The organism is Hwanghaeella sp. 1Z406 (genome assembly GCF_048892425.1).
Classification (GTDB): Bacteria; Pseudomonadota; Alphaproteobacteria; order UBA8366; family Aestuariispiraceae; genus Pacificispira.
In genome coordinates this window covers 137,019-159,122 of the sequence record NZ_JBLZHU010000009.1, presented here as the reverse complement: position 1 = coordinate 159,122, position 22,104 = coordinate 137,019, and the positions used below count along the sequence as shown (strand labels likewise).

Genomic DNA, 22,104 nt, shown 5'->3' with positions numbered 1-22,104 from the left:
GGCGCTTCAGCCTGGCCAGGTGGGACTGAGTTTGCCGCCGATGCGTATTGGCTGAACGCGTTTGGCAAGGCCGGTCTTTGGATCGGTTTCGATGACCGTTCCGCACAGGGTGGCCTCCCCCTCGGCGGGTTGCATACGGGGTTTGGGCAGGCGGTTCAGGAAACGGTCCAGCGACCCTTCCTTCTGCATGCCAATGACGCTGTCGTAATCGCCGCACATGCCCGCATCGGTCTGATAGCCGGTGCCATGTTCCAGAATATGCGCATCGCCGGTTGGAACATGGGTATGGGTGCCCACAACCAGACTGGCGCGTCCATCACAGAAATGGCCAATGCCATATTTCTCTGACGTTGCCTCCCCATGCATATCGACCAGGACGCAATCAAAACCTGCGGCCGCCGGGTCGCCTTCGGGCAAGGCTTTTTCCAGGGCATCGAAGGGATTGTCCAACAGTTCCATGAACAGACGGCACATCACATTGATGACCAGCACGCGATGTTTTCCATCGCGACTGTCAAACAGGCTGACCCCCTTGCCCGGCGTGCCGGAGGGAAAATTTGCCGGGCGCAGCAGGCGCGGTTCTTCATCGATATAGGAGAGGATTTCGGGACGATCCCAACTGTGATTGCCCCCTGTAATCACATCGACGCCCGCATCGAATAAATCTTCACAGATTTTTGGCGAAATGCCAAAGCCGTGGGCGGCGTTTTCCCCATTGGCGACAACGAAATCCAGCCCCAATTGTTCGCGCAGGCGCGGCACTTCTGCCACGACAACATCACGCCCCGCCTTGCCGACAATATCGCCCAGAAACATCAATTTCATCAGACAGCACCTTCTCTATCGGGCTGAAATCCGCCTGATTCAGTAAGTATCCAATCCAGCGGCTGGTCATAGGGGCCGCGCAGCACGGCATCAACCTGTTGCCCGGAATAGGCAACACCAACCGCCAGGACAGGCTTGGTCTTGCGCAGCATCTCCAGCGTGCGATCATAAAATCCACCGCCATAGCCCAGGCGATATCCTGCGCGGTCAAACGACAGCAAGGGCACGATCAGAATATCGGGCTGTACCTCTGCCGCGGTCGCGGCCGGGGCGCGGGTGCCAAAAGATTCTTCGATCAACGCATCCCCCTGCTTCCATAAGCGAAAGACCAAAGGGGTCCTGGGCGCAATGACACAGGGCAGGCAGATCTGACATCCGCGCCCAGCCATCGCACTCAAAGTGGGCGCGACATCAACTTCGCTGCCAATTGACAGAAAGCCAGAGATAATCGTGCCCGCAGGTGGAGAGATTAAAGTTTGAAAATGGTCCGCCAGTTTTTGGCCCGCATCCGACCCGGCATCGGCTTTTGCCACTTTCCGGGCGGCCATGGCCTGCTTGCGCGCCAGAACTTTTGCCGCGACCAGTTCTTCCGTCTCAACAAGTGCCGGTCGGGCCATAAGAATGCCAATCCAATTCCAAAAAATGCGGCAGTCAAGCAATCCGCGATAGATACAGGTAAACCGAAACAGGTGGGCGCGTCCGCGGCCGCCGTGGCCGACTCTTTGTTCCTCTGGAGCCTACAAGTGTAGGTGGGCGCCGCAATACTGAGACCAAGATCCCAGCAGAGGCAGCTCCCAAGAGGAGATTATAGCCCCCGGGACACAATATCGACTCCACGCGCGGTACAGAGCGCGCCCGAGTGATATTTAGGCTTCTTGCAGCCGCGCGGCAATAGCGTCGATACGTTTTGTTGCCGCCATCGCCTGGGCTTCAAGCGCTTGGGCCAACTCAGCCGCGCGGGCTTCGGCGGCTTTGGCGCGTTCTTCTGCCGCATTTGCGCGTTCTTCTGCCTGGGCCAGATCGGCTGAAAGATCGGGGAACGGGGTGGGCGATGCCGTCTCAGACTGTGGTGCAGGCGTGTCAGTTTTCGCCTTTGCCAGTTCCGATTCAACATCATTCAGGCGATCCACTAGGGACAGGCCGGAAATAACCAACAATCTGGAATCGCCAATCTGTCCCATCGCGCCTGCAATACCGCGCACCTCTTTGTCCAATTGTGTCGCCAATTCCATCAGGCGCGGCTCTTGACCATCCTCACATCCAACAACATGGGGGCGGCCATTAATCGTGATCGTTACCTGTGCCATTTTCGCCTATCCTGCCTTTGGCTCAATACCAGCCAACAGATCATCCACCTGCCCGACCGCATGATCGACTTTTTTCAACGCCGCCGCCCGTCTGGCATTCGCCTGGTTCAAGGCCCCGCGCAAATGTTCAATTTCCGCCTGGGCATCCGCCAGTTCTGCGCGCAAGGCTGCGACCTGTGCGTCATCCCCAGTCTCACCCATTGGACCGGCTGGGCGAGATTCCAAAGCCTTTTCAAGGCGCTGCAAGGCAGATTCCAGGGACGCTGGAAGACTTTTATCACTCATAAAAATAACCTTTGTTCAAACCTGCACGGTCGCTGTTGGACCCTAGGCTATCTCTTAGCAGACCGTCAACTGCGCCGCAAAGGCGGTTTGATGCAGATTTCCGCCACGAATCGGTTGACCCGATGGGCCGGTCTGGGCATGTTGCCGCCGCTTCCCGCCCCTCATGCTAGGACACGAGCACGCGATATGCCAACAGCACAAAACACGACCACCGCCCAGAAAGCCAAACAGACCCCGACAATCTCCCCCATGGCCAATGCCATCCGGGCGCTTGCGATGGACAGTGTAGAGCGCGCAAATTCCGGCCATCCCGGAATGCCGATGGGCATGGCAGATGTTGCGACGGTGTTGTTCAGCAAATTCCTGAAATTTGATCCCAAGGCACCCAACTGGCCCGACCGGGATCGTTTCGTCCTGTCGGCCGGGCATGGATCCATGCTGCTGTATGCGCTGCTGTATCTGACCGGCTATGAGGATATGAGCCTGGATGATCTGAAGAACTTCCGCCAATTGGGGGCAAAGACCGCTGGTCACCCGGAATATGGTCACGCATCTGGCATTGAAACCACCACCGGGCCCCTGGGCCAGGGTCTGGCCAATGCCGTTGGTATGGCCATGGCGGAAAAGCTGACCGCAGCACAATATGGGTCAGACCTGGTAGATCATTACACCTATGCCATCGCGGGCGATGGATGCCTGATGGAAGGGATCAGCCACGAAGCAATCTCTCTTGCCGGTCATCTGAAACTGTCCAAGCTGATCGTCCTGTTCGATGACAATGGCATTTCCATCGATGGTCCGACATCCCTGTCGGTTTCTGACGATCAGGCCGCGCGCTTCAAGGCCAGCGGATGGGATGTGCGCAGCGTCGATGGTCATGACGCCGCCGCGGTTGAAAAGGCCATCCGCGCTGCCAGGCGATCCAACAAACCCTCCCTGATCGCCTGTAAAACGACGATTGGTTATGGTGCACCGAAGAAGGCCGGCACGGCGGGCAGTCATGGCGCGCCCCTGGGCAAGGATGAAATCACCGGAACCCGCGCCGCGCTGGGCTGGGACCATGCCCCCTATGACATTCCAGACGATATTCTGAAGGAATGGCGCAAGATTGGCGCACGGGGCGCAAAGGCCCGCAAAGCTTGGGATGCGACCCTTGGAAAGACCGATGCTGCCAAACGCAAGACCTTCCTGCGGGCCATGGCAGGCGACCTGCCCGATGGCTGGGAAGTCGCCCTGACCAAATACAAAAAGAAACTGTCCGAAGACGCGCCAAAACTGGCAACCCGTACCTCCTCTCAAAAGGCACTGGAAGTTTTGACCGCCAGCATTCCTGAAATGGTCGGTGGGTCTGCGGATCTGACCGGGTCAAACAATACAAAGACCCCGGCGACGACACCGGTTTCGGCGGAGGATTTCTCCGGTCGCTATATCTATTATGGTGTGCGCGAACATGCCATGGCGGCCATCATGAATGGAATGGCGCTGCATGGGGGTATTATTCCCTATGGTGGCACCTTCATGGTGTTTACTGATTATTGCCGCCCGTCAATCCGCCTGTCCGCCTTGATGGGCCTGCGGGTTGCCTATGTCATGACCCATGATTCCATCGGCCTGGGTGAAGATGGACCAACGCATCAGCCAGTCGAACATCTGGCCGCCCTGCGCGCCATTCCCAATCTGAATGTCTTCCGCCCGTGCGATGCGGTGGAAACAGCCGAATGCTGGGCCCTGGCGCTGAATACCAAGAAAACACCGTCCATTCTGGCGCTGACCCGTCAGGGACTGCCGACGATCCGCACCTTGCCGCAGGATGAAAATCTGTGTGCCCGTGGCGGATATGTCATGTTCGAAGCCGCCTGTGGCCCGCGTCAGGTGACCCTGATCGCCACCGGATCCGAAGTGGAAATCGCGATTGCCGCCCGGGATGCGCTGGAAGCCAAAGGGGTTGGGACCGCGGTTGTCTCAATGCCGTGCTTTGAACTGTTCGATGCACAGGACCGAAGCTATCGCGACAGCGTGCTGGGCTATGGCGCGATCCGCATCGGCATCGAAGCAGCCATCCGCCAGGGCTGGGACAAATATCTTGGCATCGATGGTGAATTCATCGGCATGACAGGCTTTGGGGCTTCCGGCCCGGCAGAAGAGTTGTATCAGCATTTTGGGATAACCGCAGATGCGGTGGTAACAGCGGCGTTAAAGCGGCTGTAAGGAAACGCACATCAAAAAGAAGGAGTTTCAGTATGGCTGTTCGGGTTGCGATTAACGGGTTCGGTCGGATTGGCCGTTTGGTTCTGCGGGCGGCGATGGAAGCCGGGCGCAAGGATATCGAATTTGTTGCCATCAACGATTTAGGCTCGGTCAAAGCCAACGCACAATTGCTGAAATATGACAGCGTTCATGGCCCCTTCCCCGGCACAATCACCACCGGGGATGACTGGATGGATTTGGGCATGGGCAAGATCAAGGTAACGTCGATCCGCAATCCGGCTGAATTGCCCTGGAAAGAATTAAACATCGATGTCGCCCTGGAATGTACCGGGATTTTCACCTCCAAAGACACCGCATCCGCCCATCTGACTGCGGGCGCAAAGCGTGTTCTGGTTTCCGCCCCCTGCACCGATGCGGATGCGACCATCGTCTATGGCGTGAATGACGGGACCCTGAAGGCCTCTGACACGGTAATCTCGAACGCATCCTGCACGACAAACTGCCTGGTGCCGGTGGCCGCCGTGTTGAATAAGGCGGTTGGGATCGAACGGGGCTTTATGTCAACCATCCACGCCTTCACGGGTGATCAGCGCACGGTTGATACCCTGCACAGCGACCCGCGTCGGGCCCGCGCCGCCAGCCTGTCCATGATCCCGACCTCCACCGGCGCGGCAAAGGCTGTCGGCCTGGTACTGCCGGAATTGAAGGGCAAACTGGATGGGACCTCCATCCGCGTGCCAACCGCCAATGTCTCGCTGATCGACCTGAAATTCGATGCGACGAACAAGACGGATGCGGAAAGCATCAATGCTGCCATCATCGCTGCCGCATCAGAAGGCCCGCTGAAAGGCATTCTGGCCACCAATGATGAGCCGCTGGTATCCACAGACTTCAACCACAACAAGGCCAGTTCCATTTTCGACCTGACGCAAACCCAGGTCGTTGATGGGACCCTGGTTCGTATCTTGAGCTGGTACGACAATGAATGGGGCTTTTCCAACCGCATGTCCGACACGGCAGTTGCGATTGGCAAACTGGGTTAAGACCCAATTCTTGAATGGATATAAAGCAGCCTCGCCCCTGGCGGGGCTGTTTTTTTATTGATCCATGGGGGACTTCAATCGCAAGAAACGGGTGGTGCCGTGCCCTCTTCCACGAAAGTATCGAGGCCCCACACTAAGGAGTAACCAATGCCCCCTGCACCGCAACGCGCCACCATGACATTGATGGAATGGTTGATGATCATCACGCTTTCCATCATCTGGGGCGGGGCGTTCTTCTTTGGTGAAGTCGCCGTGCGGGAATTGCCGACCTTCACCGTTGTCGTATGTCGCGTCGGATTGGCCGCTGTCATCCTGTATATGGTGATGACCGTTTGGGGCCTTCGCATGCCAACCAGTCCAGCCCTGTGGGGCGCGTTCTTTCTGATGGGCCTGCTGAACAACGCGATCCCCTTTTCCCTGATCGTATGGGGCCAAAGCCATATCGCCTCTGGCCTGGCATCGATCTTGAATGCAACGACACCGCTGTTTTCCGTGATTGTCGCGCATTTATTTACTCAGGACGAACGGATCACCCCGGCCCGGCTGGGGGGTGTTATCATTGGGTTTCTGGGGGTGATCCTGATGATCGGAGGCGACGTCCTGGACCAGATTGGTGTTGATATCGCAGCCCAACTGGCCTGTCTGGGCGCGGCGCTGTCCTATGCCTTTGCAGGCGTGTTTGGGCGACGGTTTCGGCGCATGGGGATATCCCCGCTTGCCACGGCCACAGGACAGGTCACGGCATCCAGTTGCATCCTGATCCCATTGATGATGATGATCGACAAGCCCTGGACGCTGGCAATGCCGTCGGCAGGCGTTGTCTTCTCGCTGATCGGTCTTGCGGCCCTGTGCACGGCGGTCGCCTATATTCTATATTTTCGTGTGCTGGCCACAGCCGGGGCGACCAACCTGATGTTGGTGACGTTTCTGATCCCCGTGACCGCGATCCTGCTGGGCATTCTGTTCCTGGGGGAACGGCTGGAGGGCGCACATATCATAGGCATGGCGATGATCAGCCTGGGCCTGGCTGCCATTGACGGCCGGGTGCTGCGATGGCGCAGAATACCCCGCCCTGCGGCATAGGCCTTGCATGACCAGATTTAAATCCAGATGACAGTTCCGACTCGCCGTGCTATTATCATGCTATCTGGATCAGTAGAATACTGACTTCGATACGGGCATCGCCTGCCCACAGAAAGTAAAGAGGCCACCGGAATGAGTATCTTTGACGTATTAAGATCATCTATCAGCGGGACGTTCTCTGGAGCGTCTGGCGCGTCAATGATTCTGGCTGGCAGTTCTGGAAAAAAAGCTGGCACCGGTGGTGATCCCGCCCAAAAAATTCAACAAATCCTGGATTCTGCAAAATTGGACGCCAACCGCCAGCAGATCATGTCTGCTGCGTCGCTGCGCATTCGCGGTATCGCACAAGGCCTGGTGGAGCCTAAAGAAATCTGGGAAAAGACCGCCGGGTTCCTGACCCTGACGGGCCAACCCTTTACCTATTCCGTGGACCAGTCCGGCCAGGTAGAGGTTCAGCCTCAATCAACCGACGACCTGTCCTTCGTGACACCAGGCCAGCGCACCTTCATGCGAAAAGCACTTGAACGCCTGGACGAGGTTCGGATAGCGGTCGATACGGTGAATACAAAGGCAAATCTGCGCAATGAGCTTTCTGGTGCGGTCAGTCGTATCAAGGAGTTGCAACAGTTTTCGCCCCCTCAGGAACAGTGGGAACGCGACTACAATCTGTACAGAAAGCTGGGGCAGCCTGTAATGATTGGATTGACCGCAGGCGGGGAATTAAAAGCCATCGATCAGTTGAATTCAAATTTCGACTATGTGGAAGATCCGACCAAGCGCGAGATCCTGCAAAATGCCAGCCGTGACTTGAAAAACATCCTGTCTGGCGCAAAAAGCGCCACGGAAAACTGGCATTATGCTGCGCTGGGCAACAAAGTGGAAGGCGACGATTATTATCTGGACGTCGACCAAAACAACGAAGTCGTGGTGCGCCGCAACACAGATCGTCGCAGCGTATCGACAACCCAGCCGGCCTATCAGCAAAGCGGGGCGGCCGATTATCACATCATCCCGGAATTCCTGAAGGCCACGCGCGAAGATCAGAATATCTTTAAGGCGGATTGGGAACGTCAGGCGGCTGAACACATTCAGAATAAAACGCCATTCCATCTGGAAATTGTTGGTGGCTTTGTGACGGTGCGCGCCACGGACTACACCTCTGCCCGTCGCCAGGATTTGCTCGATTTCACCAGTGGCCGCACAAAAGTCGCCCAGGCGACAATCAATCTCCTAACGTAACGCCAACGGTATGAGAAACCGTATATCTGCGTTAGTGCGTGATATTTTCAAGTTCTAAAAAAATCGATCACTGCCAATTCGTTGGCAGCGAGAACTGTGGGCGGGCACCAATATCTGCCGCATGCAGTTCCGTAATTTTAACATTCCGACAAGAATGTCCTGTAATCCTGACTACGACCTTGTCGGATTTTTGGAGGGTATCATATGTCTTTGGGTACGATTCTAATCATCCTGCTTATAATTTTCCTGCTTGGCGGTTTCAGTGGACGCTTTGGTGGCTATGGCTATGGTTTTGGTCATGGCGGCATCGGCGTTTTGGGCGTCGTTCTGATTGTCCTTGTTGTCTTGATGTTAACGGGCCGACTCTAGATTCCCTGATAAGATGACATGTCCAAGGCATCCCTTAAGGATTGGGGTGCCTTGGATGTGCCTTCACATACAGCACGATTGCTGCGCCCAGAAGGATCAATGCCATTCCGGCAAAACTTTGCATCGTCGGTATCTCGGCAAAGAAGAAATAGCCGATCAATCCCGAGAATATCAGTCCTGCATAGTGAATCGGTGCCAAAAAGCTTGCCTCTTGCAAGGCATAGGCGCGGACATTGGCCAATTGACCCAACGCCCCCAGTGGTCCCATGAACAGGATCGGCCAATAATCCCCGATAGACAGTGGAAACTCAAAATTCAGGGCAACGATAAAGGCGATCAGGGCTGAAATGCCATTAAGATGCAACACAATCGACAGGGCGGACTCACGGGTTGCCAGATACCGATACGTGATGCTTTCAAATGCAATGAATACTGCAGCGGCCAGGGCCGCCAAGGCCCCCAGTGTCCCGGCAGAGGCTGTTATCGCTCCAACGGATGGATCAATAATCACAATCGCGCCCGCCAGGGACACAGCGACCGCCACGGCGCGACGCGGGCCGATCTTTTCTTTCAAGATCAGTGACGCCAATACCAGACAAATCGCCCCATCGGTCATAGACACACTGATCGCGGTCGCCATCGGAACCACCTGCACCGCGTAGAACAGAAAGAAGGCGGCCCCCAGCCCTGCCCCGGCGCGCGCTAAATGCCCCAACAGCCCGGATTGTCGAATTCTACCATGCTGCCTGCGATAGCAAATTCCCACCGGCAGAATCATCAGGAAGCCCCCAAAATACCGGATAAACACAATCCAGGCGATGGCAGGGGCCGACTCCGCCAACCTGGGAAAGGCAAAGACCAGAGAAAACAATACGCCACTGAGCAACGCCCACAAATATGCCCGTATATGAGGCGGCAGCATCCAGCCCGGTGCCCCCTGATTTACCTGTACCATCCATCATGATCCTTTCGCCTTTTCGATGGCGCACTATGGACATTCAGAAATGTCTTGGGATCCTCATGATTGAATGAATGATATTCAAAAATGAATGGTGCGGTCGCCGTGGTCTTTGATAGAATGACGTCATGGTGGCGATGTATAAAATGTCATGGGATGACATCCGCGTTTTTCTGGCTGTGGCGAGAGAAGGGTCTTTGTCCCAAGCCGCGCGCAGTCTTGCCATCAGCCAGCCCACCGCTGGGCGTCGTATAAAAGCCCTGGAATCTGCCCTGAATACCCGTCTGTTTGACCGCCTGCCGGAAGGTTTTTTTCTTACGCGGGCGGGTACGGACCTGTTGCCGGTTGCAGAATCAACAGAGCGGGAGGCCAGAGCCTTTCTGCGCCAAAGCGCGGCGCTGGATACAGGAATGACCGGGCGCGTGCGGATTTCCTGTGATCTGTCGATCGGTCATGTGCTGGCCCGTCGCATGCCAGATTTGCAGTCAGCGTTACCCCATGCAGAATTTTCCCTGGATGCCTCACAAAACTCCGCAGATCTTATGCGAATGGAGGCAGACCTGTTGATCAGGCAATGCCTGCCCGACAGTGCAAATCTGTTGTCCAAGGGACTGGGCACAGCCACTTATGCTGTATACAGCACGGCGCAATATGAGGCGGACCTGTCTAAAGGAAATGGTCCCATTCGCTGGATTGCCCCCGATGCGGGCCAAACAAATTTCAGCCTGAATCGGCGCTGGATTGAGGACAAAAGCAAATCTGTGCCACATTATCTGGCGGGCAATGAACTTTCTGCCATGACGATATGTGAAGCGGGGAGTGGACGAACGGTGCTGCCAGATTTTCTGGGGTATCAAAATCCGAATCTGGTCAGACTTGAGGACTCACTTCCAGACCTTGCCCAGAAACATTGGCTGTTGATGCATCGCGATATGGCGAAAACACCGCTGATCCGCGCCGCGATTGAGGCCATAACGCAGATTTTCAAATCTGCACCTGGCTTCAGATAATCAAAAGGCGCTCAATTCCGGGTCCTCGGTGCCAGAAGCGTTGCATATCAGGCCTCTTGCGTGTATTTGCCTATCCCGACTTCTAAGCACAACCCGCGCCAGCTTATTTGCCAATCTGCGCCAAAGATCAAAAGGGTCGGAACCATGAAAATCACCCCAAAAGTTAAGAAAATCCTGTCCTATTACGAAAGCGACACGCCGGGCACGAAGCGCAATATCGCCTCGATCCTGATGCAGGGTCGGTTGGCCGGGACCGGCAAGATGGTGATCCTGCCTGTTGATCAGGGGTTTGAGCATGGCCCGGCGCGATCCTTTGCGCCAAATCCGGCGGCTTATGACCCGCACTATCATTACCAGTTGGCGATTGATGCGGGCCTGAACGCCTATGCCGCGCCCCTGGGACAGTTGGAAGCTGGTGCTGATACCTTTGCCGGCCAAATCCCAACCATCCTGAAGGTCAACAGCTCTAACAGCTGGGCAACGACCAAGGATCAGGCGATTACTGCATCGGTGGGCGATGCCCTGAAGCTGGGCTGCGCCGCCATCGGCTTTACGATTTATCCCTGCTCTGACTATGCCAATGAGCTGATCGAAGAGATTCGCGAAATGGCGGAAGAAGCCAAATCCGTTGGCCTGGCCGTTGTGATCTGGTCCTATCCGCGCGGCGGGGATTTGTCGAAAGAGGGCGAGACTGCGATGGATGTCTGTGCCTATGCCGCCCATCTGGCCGCACAACTGGGTGCTCATATCATCAAGGTGAAACCGCCCACGGCACATCTGGAACAGGCCGACGCCAAGAAGGTTTATGAAGCCCAGAAGATTGACATTTCCACCCTGGCGAAACGGGTTGAACATGTGATGCAATCGTCCTTCAATGGCCGACGCATTGTCGTCTTCTCCGGCGGGGCCGCGAAGGGTCTGGATGGGCTGTACGAAGAAATCCGCGGTCTGCGCGACGGGGGGGCCAATGGCTCCATCATCGGGCGCAATACGTTCCAGCGCCCCCGCGCAGAAGCTCTGGCGATGCTGGACCAGATCATCAAGATCTATCAAGGCAAAGCATGACCGACCCGGTTGCGCCTCAGCTGTATCTGGTCAGCCCGCCCCGATTCGAACCGGAAGCGTTTGCCGCCCAGGTTCGGGCGGCATTGCAGGGCGGGCCGGTGGCCTGTCTTCAGTTGTGGATGCCTGATGCGACAGAGGATGAAATCCGCACTGCAGCGACTCTGGTCCTGGCGGAGGTCAAATCTCATGACACGGCCTTTCTGTTAAATGGGAATGCCAAACTGGCAGCGTATCTGGGATGCGATGGTGTGCATCTGGACACGCCCGATGTGAAATCCGTCAAGGCGGCGAAAAAGATCCTGGGCGATGATGCCATTGTCGGGGTTAGTTGCGGAACGTCGCGCCATACCAGTATGGATGTGGCCGAAGCGGGCGCGGATTATGTGTCCTTCGGGCCAATCTTTGACACTGGCACGAAGGATCTGCCAGCCGCTGCTGGTGCCTTGGACACCTTGACCTGGTGGGCAGAGATGATGGAAGTTCCTTGCGTGGCGGTTGGTGGCCTGACGCCCCAGAATCTGGCATCTGTTTTGGAAACGCGTTGTGAATTTATCTGTGCTGTATCGGCCGTCTGGTCCCATCCCAATGGTCCGGATGCCGCCGTCAAAGCCTTCCATAAAGCCCTTGAAGCATCGGAGTTGTAAGGCGAAATGCAGGGTCTGTTTCCGAACTGGAAAACCGCATTCGACGGAGTAAAGGCCGAACTGTCGAATGAACAATGCATCCTTTTACTCTCCCATTGGGGCAGCCTGTGGCAGGACGAGACTCCGAGGATTCCAGACCGCAGAGCGGTCGATCCTATCGCCTTTACCACGGCCCTGCCGCATGTGTTCCTGATTGAAGCAGAGCCGGCAACAGACCGCCTGCGCTATCGACTGGCAGGCGAAGAAATTAACAGCCGCTATCAAAATGGGATCATCGGAAGGTATCTGGACGAGATAACGCCCGCAGAAGCACTCCCGCGGGTAAATGTCTATTTCCGGGCTTGTATCGAGCGTCCGTCTCTGGTGCTGTTGAAAGGCATTCTGTTTGGCGAACGCCCTCAGCCTGCGATGGGCGAGCGGCTTCTAATGCCGCTGCAGGATCACAGCAACAATCGGCTGGGTCTTATCGGCATAACACTTCAGAAATTCAGCTTCCCTGATATTCAGACCGCGCGCCGCCAAACGCCGCGCATGCTTCATGTCTATCCCCTGGACGGCAGCCCTGCTGAAATCACGGAATATTAAAAGAGGCCCCGTGATTTCTAATCGGTGACATCAGCGCCCCCCGATAGATATCAAGACTCATCGCATTCATATATTCTTATCTTGTTCTGATTTTCTCTTGATGCTACAAAAGATCATTAAGAGAACAAATAATGGTATTTAATCGAACAAATGAGTGTGTAATGGGCCGTATCAAAGAAAACGATCTGCGCCGACAAGAATCTCACCGTGTCCAAACCGTTCTCGGGGATCTGACCCAAGACGCGATTGATATCTTCTGTTGGTGCAATCGTTGTGGCCACAATGCGGTTGTCGCAACGGCGGTTCTGGTTGCGCGGTTTGGCCCAACCATTCCGGTGCCGGAGATCGGGGCCCGGCTTCGCTGCTCCGGCTGTGGCAGCAAAGATATCGCCACACGACCAAACTGGCCTTCTCTGGGACAGGTTGCCCGTCATAGTTGAGTTGATAGGAACACAAGATATTGTGTCCTCAATTTCGACCCGATTCGCTGCGGAAACGTGAAAATAACGGCGATTCTAACCGACATGAGTCCACGATTCTGAGCATAATTGACCAAATTTTCGCCCCGTGAAGACTTGACCTTCCCATAGAATCGCCACGCTCCGCAGAGAATCTCACTCGAATCGTTTTTTCTTCTTGAGACTCAAAAAATAGCCGTATATTGTGCTGGCAAGCAAATAGACCACAATATCTATTGGTTTAGCGGACGGGGGAAGATTCCGTGCGCGCGGGAGAGCTACGCCGAATTCGGCCAGCATCACGACCAACGGCCAGGCGAGACGCCCTACGGGGGGAGGTCCGGCGAAAACACGAAGAGGTGCACCATGGAATGGACAGATGATCGCGTCACCCTCCTCAAGGGAATGTGGACGAATGGATACACCGCACGCCAAATCGCTGAGAAACTTGGCGGTGTTACGCGCAATGCGGTAATCGGAAAAGCGCACCGTCTGGGTCTGTCATCCAGGCCGCAACAGGTGAAACGACACACCCCGCTGCCGATTCCCAATGTTGTAGAGCGTCACTGCCAATGGCCGATTGGTCATCCAGGCACAGACGAATTCCACTTCTGTGGCAAAAGCGCAGTGCCGGGCAAGCCATATTGCCAGGCGCATTGCGGGGTCGCGTATCGCCGCAAGGATGATGGCGCATCGAGCAACAATTCTGCGGCCACAACGTCCGCGTAACAGACACCCTGGTCGACCGGATGCACAGAGTTGATCCGTGTATCCGGTCCCACAGGGAGCGCGCCATGCGCGCGCATATGCTAGTCAGATGACTTAGTGTTTCGTTTAAACCAAACTGTACCGTCGAAAATGAGTCTGTTTACGTAAAATTTGCTCTAGGAAAAGGCTGCGATGTCGGAAGAGCCCCCTGCCCCAAGCGGACCCCGGACAAATTTCAGGGTCATCACTGTTTTCGCGGCCTTTTCCATTGTCGCCCTATTCATTTATCTGATGGTCGTTGCAGAAGCGATCCTGCTTCCCTTTGTCATCGCAGTTTTCGTCGTAATCTTATTGGATTCCCTTGCGATCCGGTTGACCAAAACATCCTTTTTCGGTCGCCATCTTCCGACCTGGGCAGGCATGACGATTTCCATTCTTGTTTTCATCGCCGGTTTCATCTTCCTGGCGAATTTGATTCGCAGCAATATTGCCGACGTCACCGCAGCCCTGCCGGGTTATGAAGAAAATATCCGATCAATGCTGGATAACAGCCTCGCCTTTTTTGGTGTGCGGGAGCTTCCCAGCGTGCAGGAACTTATCAAACAGATCGATGTTGGGAAAACCTTGGGCAGCACCGTCAGTGCTGTCGCCGCAATCACCGGCAACATGATGACGGTATTATTCTATATCATCTTCATTCTGTTGGAACAGGTGACATTCGGGAAGAAGGTAAAAGCCCTGTTCCAAAAGACAGATGATCGCAAGCGCGCACAAGAAATGATCGAAGAGATCACAAAGGACATCCAAACCTATATCGGACTGAAAACCTTTGTAAGCGCGATCACCGGCATATTCAGCTATGGCGTCATGGCGGCGGTCGGGGTGGATTTTGCCGGCTTTTGGGCCGTGCTGATCTTCATCCTGAACTTTATTCCTTATATTGGCTCATTGGTGGGCGTTGCCTTCCCAGCACTTTTAACCCTGGTCCAGTTCGACTCGCTGATTCCTTTTGTTGTCACGGGAACAGTGCTGACCAGCGTTCAATTGGCTGTCGGCAATTTGATCGAGCCGCGCCTGATGGGCAGGTCCTTGAATCTCAGCCCTCTAGTCATTCTGTTGTCCTTGGCGATATTCGGCCAGATCTGGGGCGTTGTGGGTATGGTTTTATCAATGCCCTTCATGGTTATTGCCATGATCGTTTGCGCCAATTTCGCTGCGACCCGCCCCGTTGCCATCATCCTGTCGGCATCGGGCGATGTGAACAAGCGTCATCCCTTTCTTTAGCCGCCTGTCTTCCAAATAGAATCACAATAACTTCCCCCGCTTTAACTTCCCCCGCTTTCCGATGTAGAACGCATGAGCCTCAATTGAGTCTCAAACTTGTCATTTTTGCCTTTGACACGGACTCGCGGTTCGCTATATCTTGTGTCTCGCAGCAAAGAAGGTCGATATCTTGTGGGTAATATCGTTAATATCCACAGGAATTCAGTCCACAGCCTGTGAATAACGGGAGCAAAAGCGTCCTGCAGTTTGGCCTAACCCTATGCTATTTAGCGGGTTCAGGCAGACCCTTTGGGGGGACGACAAGCTGGGGATAACAGATTGAACCGAGATGGTCGCATCGGACCGAATGACTTGGGGGTAAGACACGTGCCAGACGGATCCATGAAAGCGTCACAAGACGACGCTCTGTTCGAAGACCTCGACGCCAAGCTGAAGAAGGCCGCGCAGAATACGCGCGCCCCCTCCCCACAGCAGGAAGCCCCGCAGCAGGAAGCCCAAGAGCAGGAAGAAGGCGATCTGGGTATCCAGATGCGCGATCTTAAGCAGAACGAGCGCGGCATCCAGGTTCATGTGGATCGCAGCCGTGATGCCTTGCTGACCGAATTTGGCAAGGCGACCCTTAAAGACCGCTATCTGATGCAGGACGAAAGCTATCAGGACATGTTCGCCCGTGTCGCGATGCATTATGCGGATGACTCCGCCCATGCCCAGCGTCTGTATGATTATATCTCCAAACTTTGGTTCATGCCCGCCACCCCGATCCTGTCCAATGGCGGGACCAAACGCGGCCTGCCGATCAGCTGTTTTCTGAATGAAAGCAATGACAGCCTGGAAGGCATTGTCAGCCTGTGGAACGAAAATGTCTGGCTGGCGGCCCGTGGCGGCGGCATTGGCAGCTATTGGGGCAATCTGCGCTCTATCGGTGAAACCGTCGGCGGCAATGGTAAGACATCCGGTGTCGTGCCCTTCATCCGCGTCATGGATTCCCTGACGCTGGCGATCAGCCAGGGTTCTCTGCGTCGGGGCTCTGCGGCCGTCTATCTGCCGATCTGGCACCCCGAAGTCGAAGAATTCATCGAAATTCGCCGCCCGACCGGTGGCGATCCCAACCGCAAGGCACAGAACCTGCACCACGGAATCGTCATTACCGACGACTTCATGCGCGCGGTTGAGAATGATGAAGAATGGAAGCTGGTTTCGCCTAAGGATCAGAAGATGGTCCGCATGGTGCGCGCCCGCGACCTTTGGATCCGCATCCTGACGGCACGCATCGAAACCGGCGAACCCTATATCGTCTATGGCGATCACGTGAACCGGAACCTGCCCGAACAGCAAAAGCTGGCAGGATTGACGGTCAAAACCTCAAATCTGTGTTCAGAAATCACCCTGCCGACCGGCATCGACCATCATGGCAAGGATCGCACCGCTGTCTGCTGCCTCTCCTCTCTCAATCTGGAAACATTCCTGGATTGGCAGGATGAAGAGATGCTGATCCCCGACGTGATGCGCTTCCTGGACAATGTGATGCAGGATTTCATCAACAATGCCGGATCCGAGTTTGAAAAGGCGAAATATTCCGCGATGCGTGAACGCTCTGTCGGGTTGGGCACGATGGGCTTCCATTCCTTCCTACAGGCGATGAAAATCCCGATGGAAGGCGTTATGGCCAAGGTATGGAACACCCGCATGTTCAAACATATCCGCATTCAGGCCGATGCAGCCTCCAAGCAATTGGCAGAAGAACGCGGAGCCTGCCCCGATGCCGCCGAATTTGGCATTATGGAACGGTTCTCCAACAAGATGGCGATTGCGCCCACGGCGTCGATCTCCATCATCTGTGGCGGCACATCGCCCGGAATCGAGCCGATTGCGGCGAACAGCTTCACCCATAAAACGCTCAGCGGCTCCTTCACCGTTCGCAACCGGCACTTGAAGGCCCTGTTGGCGGAAAAGGGCAAGGATGACGACGATACCTGGTCTTCCATCTCCATCAATGAAGGCTCTGTCCAGCATCTGGACTTCCTGACCGACGAAGAAAAGGATGTTTATAAGACAGCCTTTGAAATTGATCAGCGCTGGCTGGTGGATCACGCGGGTGATCGGTCCCAGTATATCTGTCAGGCACAATCGCTGAATCTGTTCCTGCCGGCGGACATCCATAAGCGCGACCTGCATCAATTGCACATGCGGGCCTGGAAACAAGGTGTCAAAAGCCTGTATTACTGTCGCTCCAAATCAATCCAGCGGGCAGAGGCGGATGATACGGTGCGTATCAAGGCATCTGGCACCGTCTCCCTCCCCTTCGCCGGATTTGTGAATGCTGGCGATATGCCAAAGGCCGTCCAGCCGGATTACGAGGAATGCCTGAGCTGCCAGTAATCAGCTTGCGCTCTCTTTAAGAAAAACCCTCCCCAATCGGGAGGGTTTTTTCTTTGCGGCATATCAAAAACAGACCCTACTGATGTTAGAGCAATATCAGGTCATTCATGGTCACTCTGATGTCTTTCGGCGAGGACGATGCGAGGCACCCGCCACAGAGCGATGCGGGGCATCGCGCAAGGCGGGTAACGCAGCAGCAGTCCGCCGAAAGTCACCGTTCCGGCCGGATGTTTTAAGGCTGGCCTGCGTCGCAGCTCTTGCCCGTAGCCCCGCTACGCGCAGCAAGCTGCTCCTAATCCAGCCTTAAAACATCTCGGTCAGAGTGACCATGAATGACCTGATATTGCTCTAGTTGACTAGGAAACTATATTGATGTAGTTTCCTAGTCAATTAATGGAGATTTTATGCCCCCCACGCGCCCTATTTCAGACCTTACCGCGCATATCGGCTACTGGCTGCGTATGGTGTCCAATCATGTCTCTGCCGCCTTCGCGGCCAAACTGGCGGACAAGGGGATAACTGTTGCTGAATGGTGTGTCATGCGCGCGCTGTATGATACGGAATCGATGGCCCCCAGCCACCTGGCGCAAACGATGGGACTGACCAGGGGCGCGATCACCAAGCTTGCCGACCGATTGATTGCAAAATCCCTGATCCTGCGTCAGGCCAGTGCTCAGGATGGCCGCGCACAAACCCTTGCCCTGACCGAAGAGGGTCGCGCCCTGGTGCCGGATCTGGCGGCACTTGCGGATTTCAATGATGCAGAATTCTTTGACGCGCTAACCCTGGAGGAACGCGAAACACTGATCCGTTTGCTGAAAAGCCTGGCTCAACGCGGCCAGATGACCATCATTCCGATTAAATAAGCACAATACCCCCTCTTTCCGAGACCCCGATATGAACGAACACCACAAAACCATTGCCCAAACCTGCCTTAAGGCGGCGGAAGGAAACACCATGGCCTTTCCACAGATCGTGGGAGCCTTGAGTGACGCTGGATTTGAAAGCTATGCGATCGACTTCCGGCGGGCGACCGCAACCTACTATTTGCCCAATGGGGAGAGCATCGAACTGCCAACACACAGGGTCGATTCAGCAATCGCACCGGCATTCGATACCACCCGCATGCAGGCTGCGATCCGCGACGCACAGCAACAGGTTCCCGGCTATACCTATCAGGGATTCTGTGAAAAGGCCGCCATGGCGGGCTGCGCTGGGTATATCGTGTCATTCTGCGGTCGCCGCGCGCTGTATATCGGGCGCACCGCCGAAACCCATATCGAATATTTCCCAGACCAATAGGCAGCAGCGCTTGTCGATAGGCCCTGCCCCTCTCATACTCACAGGGTGTTATCGTATAAGGACCGCCCCCCGTGGTAAAAGCTTTGATCTTTGATGTCTTCGGAACCGTTGTGGACTGGCGCAACGGGGTTGCCAATGCCGTGCGGGATGCCGGTTTGCCCGTGGACCCGCTGGCCTTTGCCGATGCCTGGCGCGGCAAGTATCAGCCCAAGATGCAGGAAGTGCGCAGCGGCAATCGCCCCTATGTCGCACTGGACATCCTGCATCTGGAAAACCTGGAATCGACCCTGGCGGATTTTGGCCTGCAGAAAGATCTCAGCGCCGCGCAAAAGGCCAATCTAAACCGCGGCTGGGAAAAGCTGCCGCCCTGGCCGGACAGTGTATTGGGCCTGAACACGCTGAAGCGGCATTTCACCATCGGGACATGCTCCAATGGCTCGGTCAGCCTGATGACCAATCTGGCAAAATTTGGGTCCCTGCCCTGGGATCATATTCTGGGGGCGGAGATTGCCCAGGGTTATAAGCCGGACCCCAAGGTCTATCTTGCCAGCGCCGCTGCCCTGGACCTACCGCCCGATCAGGTCATGATGGTGGCCGCCCATAATGGCGATCTGGCCGCAGCCCGCGCGACCGGTCTGAAAACCGCTTTCTTTCCAAGGCCAGTCGAATATGGCCCCGGACAGAAGGGCGATTTGAAGGCTGAGTCAAACTGGGACGTGGTCGCCAATGATCTGGTCGATCTGGCACAAATTATGGTGCGGTAAGGGATCGATCGACTATGCTGCCCCCCATCAAAACTGTAAAAGGCGAGACAGGCTGACATGTGCGGGCGTTATTCCCTGACCACGCCGGTGGACGGCATTCGGAAATTGTTCGGCTTCAGCCAGATCCCGAACCTGCCCGCCCGCTATAACATCGCCCCGACCCAGGCAGTGCTGGCCGTGCGCCGCGATGATCAGGGGCGCAGTGCCTTTATGGCCCGCTGGGGCCTGATCCCCAGTTGGTCCAAAGACCCCTCCATTGGCGCGAAGATGATCAATGCAAGGGCGGAGACGGTTCAGGAAAAGCCATCCTTTAAAACCGCCTTCCGCCGCCGCCGCTGCCTGATCCCTGCGGACGCCTTTTATGAATGGAAAACCATTGGTGGCGCAAAACAGCCCTTCCGCATTGCCTTTGAAGACGCCACTGTCTTCGCCTTTGCCGGATTGTGGGAAAGATGGCAGGGCGCGGACGGATCGGATGTGGAGACCTGCAGCATCGTCACCACAGAGGCCAACGCCACCCTGGCCGACCTGCACCACCGCATGCCGGTCATCCTGGACAGCGATCTGTTCGAAACCTGGCTCAGCGGCCCGGAAGACGCCGCTGCCGCCACGATGCAGCCCTATACCGGGCCCCGCATCCTGACCTACCACCCCATCTCCCGCGCGCTCAACGACGTCCGCAACGACGATTCCAGCCTGACCGACCCCGTCACCCTGGACGAAATCCCCGAACCAGACCCCGCCCCAAAGAAAAAGCCAACGGATCAGTTATCGTTGTTTTGAGGTAGGGCGTGTAGGGCGGTTTACTGGGTTAAAACTATATAGGTTATCGAAATTCGATTGCGCCACTTCAGTTTGGCATCATCCAGTCATGGGCAAAACTAGGAAAATCTTGCCATGCCATCATAAGATGACCTTTTGATTTTCGTACATTGTAACCGATTTTCTGCCAAGCATGTTCTAATGCCACAGCCGAAAACAGCGATATATGCCCATTCCGTGGGGCAACGTACCACCAATTCAAACGGATAGAGTGAATTTCCTTTGGCTGCAACAATGTGGAGAACAAAACAATTCCTTGCGGCTTCAACAAGCTAGACATGGTCCGCAATGTCTCCATAGGAGAGACTGCATGTTCAATTACTTCAAAGGCTGTAATCAGATCGTAGGTCGCATGTGGCCAATGCGACTCAGCCTGATATGGATCGTAGCTATAAGTGTTTTCAAATCCCCCTTCGCGCATGGCATCGCGAAATCTTCCATTTCCACCACCAAAGTCCAAGATTGATAGCGACTTATCTGCTTTGTTAAGCATTCTTATTACCAATTTGGCATTCGCAATTGGTCTTGTATCGGAAAAATCTGGATCAACCAGCGAATAATCAGAATTATAAATGGTGTCTAAAAAATCTTCATTCGTCCAAGAATCAAACGCCCTTGTGAACAAGAACCCACAATTGGGACAAAAATTATAGTAAATTGGAATTCCAGAGCGGGCAAAAAACTTGCTCTCTAGTTCTTGGCAACTCTTGCTAAAATCAACCACATCGAAAAGAGGAGACGCAGCACCACATATCTTGCAAGTTTCTTTTAAATTTCCATCCGGCAATCGAATTTGCGCCATACAACCCTCTGAATACTCTGGCTAGAAGGAATGACACAGCCTCACCAGACCACCACCTATAGATGATATTAAAATACCTTGGTATCATTTAACAATAGATAAGTTAGGGTAAATTTTGACTGATATTCGACCAATACAATTGTTCAACTACAAAATTGCGTCCATCGCATCGAATTCTGAGAGGAATTCGGCGAAGCGGGTGGCGGCGGTGGTCAGCAGGGTCTCGCCGAGTTCTGCGCTGGCGGCTTTGGCATTTCCCGCAACCCCGTCTTTGTTCAGGTCCCCCATAAGCCAACCCAGTTTGACGGGCTTTCCGCCGACACCGACATGACTGTGGGTCTTCGCCCAGTCTGCGCCTTTGGACGGGAAATCCTGGGCCTTGGCCATTTTTACACGGTCTGGATGGGTGGCCAGCATGGCGCTGGTTTCCATCTGACCGCCATGGATGCCATGGATCAGTTCCTGGGCATCCAACACCCCTTCCTGTCCCGACAGGGCATACCAGGAGGTGTGGGCGGTCAGCAGGCCGTGCTGGGCCCGCAAGTCCCGTGCAACGATGTCCATAACCGACACATTGCCGCCATGGCCGTTGAACAGGACCAGCTTCTTAACCCCCGCCCGCGCGACACAGGCCCCGATTTCCATCCAGACGCGGATCGTGGTTTCGGCAGACAGGCTGAGCGTGCCTGCAAAGCGTTCATGTTCCACACTGCGCCCGATGGCCTGAACCGGCAGGGTCAGAACGGTCAAGGCCGGATCGACCTTATCTGCCGCCCGCACAAGCACGGCCTGGGCCAGGTCGGTATCGACCGATAGCGGTAGATGCGGGCCATGCTGTTCCGTCGCCCCCAGCGGCAGCACGGCAATGGTGCGCGCCAGGTCCAGCCCATCAAATTCTTCTGTCGTCAGATCAGCCCAAGGGCGCATTGTCATCCTATCGGTAATCATGTCGCGAAAAGTCTGT

General features: G+C 55.3%; 24 protein-coding genes. 17 read left to right on the top strand and 7 right to left on the bottom strand.

Features of this window, described 5'->3' with window-relative positions; all coding sequences use genetic code 11:
- Positions 1-6: 6 nt before the first annotated feature.
- The 4 genes from ACOSDR_RS17150 to ACOSDR_RS17135 form a co-directional block, all read right to left on the bottom strand.
- Positions 7-825 (bottom strand): TIGR00282 family metallophosphoesterase, encoded by an 819-nt coding sequence (locus ACOSDR_RS17150; protein ID WP_420732009.1) that lies wholly within the window; start codon positions 823-825, stop codon positions 7-9.
- The gene (locus tag ACOSDR_RS17145) at positions 825-1,442 is read right to left on the bottom strand and encodes a 5-formyltetrahydrofolate cyclo-ligase (RefSeq protein ID WP_420732008.1); all 618 of its coding nucleotides are present in this window, start codon (positions 1,440-1,442) and stop codon (positions 825-827) included. The genes ACOSDR_RS17150 and ACOSDR_RS17145 overlap by 1 nt, the downstream gene beginning before the upstream one ends.
- 249 nt (positions 1,443-1,691) lie before the next feature.
- Complete coding sequence (locus tag ACOSDR_RS17140; RefSeq protein WP_420732007.1) at positions 1,692-2,132, bottom strand: cell division protein ZapA; 441 nt, start codon at positions 2,130-2,132, stop codon at positions 1,692-1,694.
- Positions 2,133-2,138: 6 nt separating this feature from the next.
- Positions 2,139-2,417, bottom strand: a complete 279-nt coding sequence (locus ACOSDR_RS17135) for a hypothetical protein (RefSeq protein WP_420732006.1) — start codon at positions 2,415-2,417, stop codon at positions 2,139-2,141.
- A 186-nt stretch (positions 2,418-2,603) separates the two neighbouring features.
- Between ACOSDR_RS17135 and tkt the strand changes: the two genes are divergently transcribed.
- The 5 genes from tkt (at position 2,604) to ACOSDR_RS17110 (ending at position 8,359) form a co-directional block, all read left to right on the top strand.
- Complete coding sequence (tkt, locus tag ACOSDR_RS17130) at positions 2,604-4,625, top strand: transketolase (RefSeq protein WP_420732034.1); 2,022 nt, start codon at positions 2,604-2,606, stop codon at positions 4,623-4,625.
- A gap of 32 nt (positions 4,626-4,657) precedes the next feature.
- Positions 4,658-5,668 carry a type I glyceraldehyde-3-phosphate dehydrogenase gene (gap, locus tag ACOSDR_RS17125; RefSeq protein WP_420732005.1) on the top strand — a complete coding sequence of 337 codons (1,011 nt, stop codon included), beginning with the start codon at positions 4,658-4,660 and terminating at the stop codon, positions 5,666-5,668.
- A gap of 147 nt (positions 5,669-5,815) precedes the next feature.
- Positions 5,816-6,751 (top strand): DMT family transporter, encoded by a 936-nt coding sequence (locus ACOSDR_RS17120; protein ID WP_420732004.1) that lies wholly within the window; start codon positions 5,816-5,818, stop codon positions 6,749-6,751.
- A gap of 132 nt (positions 6,752-6,883) precedes the next feature.
- A complete protein-coding gene (locus ACOSDR_RS17115; protein ID WP_420726019.1) occupies positions 6,884-7,990 on the top strand; it encodes a hypothetical protein in 1,107 nt (368 codons plus the stop codon).
- A gap of 204 nt (positions 7,991-8,194) precedes the next feature.
- Positions 8,195-8,359 (top strand): DUF3309 family protein, encoded by a 165-nt coding sequence (locus tag ACOSDR_RS17110; protein ID WP_420726018.1) that lies wholly within the window; start codon positions 8,195-8,197, stop codon positions 8,357-8,359.
- Between the two features lie 34 nt (positions 8,360-8,393).
- On the opposite strand, the gene ACOSDR_RS17105 is transcribed toward ACOSDR_RS17110, so the two are convergent.
- Positions 8,394-9,314, bottom strand: coding sequence for a DMT family transporter (locus ACOSDR_RS17105; RefSeq protein ID WP_420726017.1), 921 nt, complete (start codon positions 9,312-9,314; stop codon positions 8,394-8,396).
- Positions 9,315-9,463: 149 nt separating this feature from the next.
- On the opposite strand from ACOSDR_RS17105, the gene ACOSDR_RS17100 reads away from it, so the two are divergent.
- From ACOSDR_RS17100 to ACOSDR_RS17045, 12 genes are all read left to right on the top strand, one after another.
- Positions 9,464-10,327 carry a LysR family transcriptional regulator gene (locus tag ACOSDR_RS17100; protein ID WP_420726016.1) on the top strand — a complete coding sequence of 288 codons (864 nt, stop codon included), beginning with the start codon at positions 9,464-9,466 and terminating at the stop codon, positions 10,325-10,327.
- Positions 10,328-10,471: 144 nt separating this feature from the next.
- Positions 10,472-11,392: a class I fructose-bisphosphate aldolase gene (locus ACOSDR_RS17095; protein WP_420732003.1), complete on the top strand. Its 921-nt coding sequence runs from the start codon at positions 10,472-10,474 to the stop codon at positions 11,390-11,392.
- The gene (locus tag ACOSDR_RS17090) at positions 11,389-12,036 is read left to right on the top strand and encodes a thiamine phosphate synthase (RefSeq protein WP_420726014.1); all 648 of its coding nucleotides are present in this window, start codon (positions 11,389-11,391) and stop codon (positions 12,034-12,036) included. Before ACOSDR_RS17095 ends, ACOSDR_RS17090 begins: the two co-directional genes overlap by 4 nt.
- Before the next feature lie 6 nt (positions 12,037-12,042).
- A complete protein-coding gene (locus ACOSDR_RS17085) occupies positions 12,043-12,621 on the top strand; it encodes a PAS domain-containing protein (RefSeq protein WP_420732002.1) in 579 nt (192 codons plus the stop codon).
- Positions 12,622-12,782: 161 nt separating this feature from the next.
- Positions 12,783-13,061, top strand: a complete 279-nt coding sequence (locus tag ACOSDR_RS17080; protein WP_420726012.1) for a hypothetical protein — start codon at positions 12,783-12,785, stop codon at positions 13,059-13,061.
- Between the two features lie 384 nt (positions 13,062-13,445).
- Entirely contained in the window at positions 13,446-13,808 is a 363-nt protein-coding gene (locus tag ACOSDR_RS17075; protein WP_420732001.1) for a GcrA family cell cycle regulator, read from the top strand.
- A gap of 171 nt (positions 13,809-13,979) precedes the next feature.
- Positions 13,980-15,071 (top strand): AI-2E family transporter, encoded by a 1,092-nt coding sequence (locus tag ACOSDR_RS17070; protein WP_420726010.1) that lies wholly within the window; start codon positions 13,980-13,982, stop codon positions 15,069-15,071.
- A gap of 528 nt (positions 15,072-15,599) precedes the next feature.
- Positions 15,600-17,450, top strand: coding sequence for a ribonucleoside-diphosphate reductase subunit alpha (locus ACOSDR_RS17065; protein ID WP_420732033.1), 1,851 nt, complete (start codon positions 15,600-15,602; stop codon positions 17,448-17,450).
- 404 nt (positions 17,451-17,854) lie between these two features.
- Complete coding sequence (locus tag ACOSDR_RS17060; protein WP_420732000.1) at positions 17,855-18,316, top strand: MarR family winged helix-turn-helix transcriptional regulator; 462 nt, start codon at positions 17,855-17,857, stop codon at positions 18,314-18,316.
- A 31-nt stretch (positions 18,317-18,347) separates the two neighbouring features.
- On the top strand, positions 18,348-18,752 hold the full coding sequence (locus tag ACOSDR_RS17055; RefSeq protein WP_420731999.1) for a DUF1398 domain-containing protein: 405 nt from the start codon (positions 18,348-18,350) through the stop codon (positions 18,750-18,752).
- A 71-nt stretch (positions 18,753-18,823) separates the two neighbouring features.
- Positions 18,824-19,516, top strand: a complete 693-nt coding sequence (locus ACOSDR_RS17050) for a haloacid dehalogenase type II (protein ID WP_420731998.1) — start codon at positions 18,824-18,826, stop codon at positions 19,514-19,516.
- A gap of 57 nt (positions 19,517-19,573) precedes the next feature.
- Positions 19,574-20,299: an SOS response-associated peptidase gene (locus tag ACOSDR_RS17045; RefSeq protein ID WP_420731997.1), complete on the top strand. Its 726-nt coding sequence runs from the start codon at positions 19,574-19,576 to the stop codon at positions 20,297-20,299.
- 67 nt (positions 20,300-20,366) lie between these two features.
- Here ACOSDR_RS17045 and ACOSDR_RS17040 read toward each other — a convergent pair whose 3' ends face one another.
- Both ACOSDR_RS17040 and ACOSDR_RS17035 read right to left on the bottom strand, forming a co-directional pair.
- The gene (locus tag ACOSDR_RS17040) at positions 20,367-21,140 is read right to left on the bottom strand and encodes a class I SAM-dependent methyltransferase (RefSeq protein WP_420731996.1); all 774 of its coding nucleotides are present in this window, start codon (positions 21,138-21,140) and stop codon (positions 20,367-20,369) included.
- Between the two features lie 147 nt (positions 21,141-21,287).
- Entirely contained in the window at positions 21,288-22,067 is a 780-nt protein-coding gene (locus ACOSDR_RS17035; protein ID WP_420731995.1) for a creatininase family protein, read from the bottom strand.
- Positions 22,068-22,104: the final 37 nt, after the last annotated feature.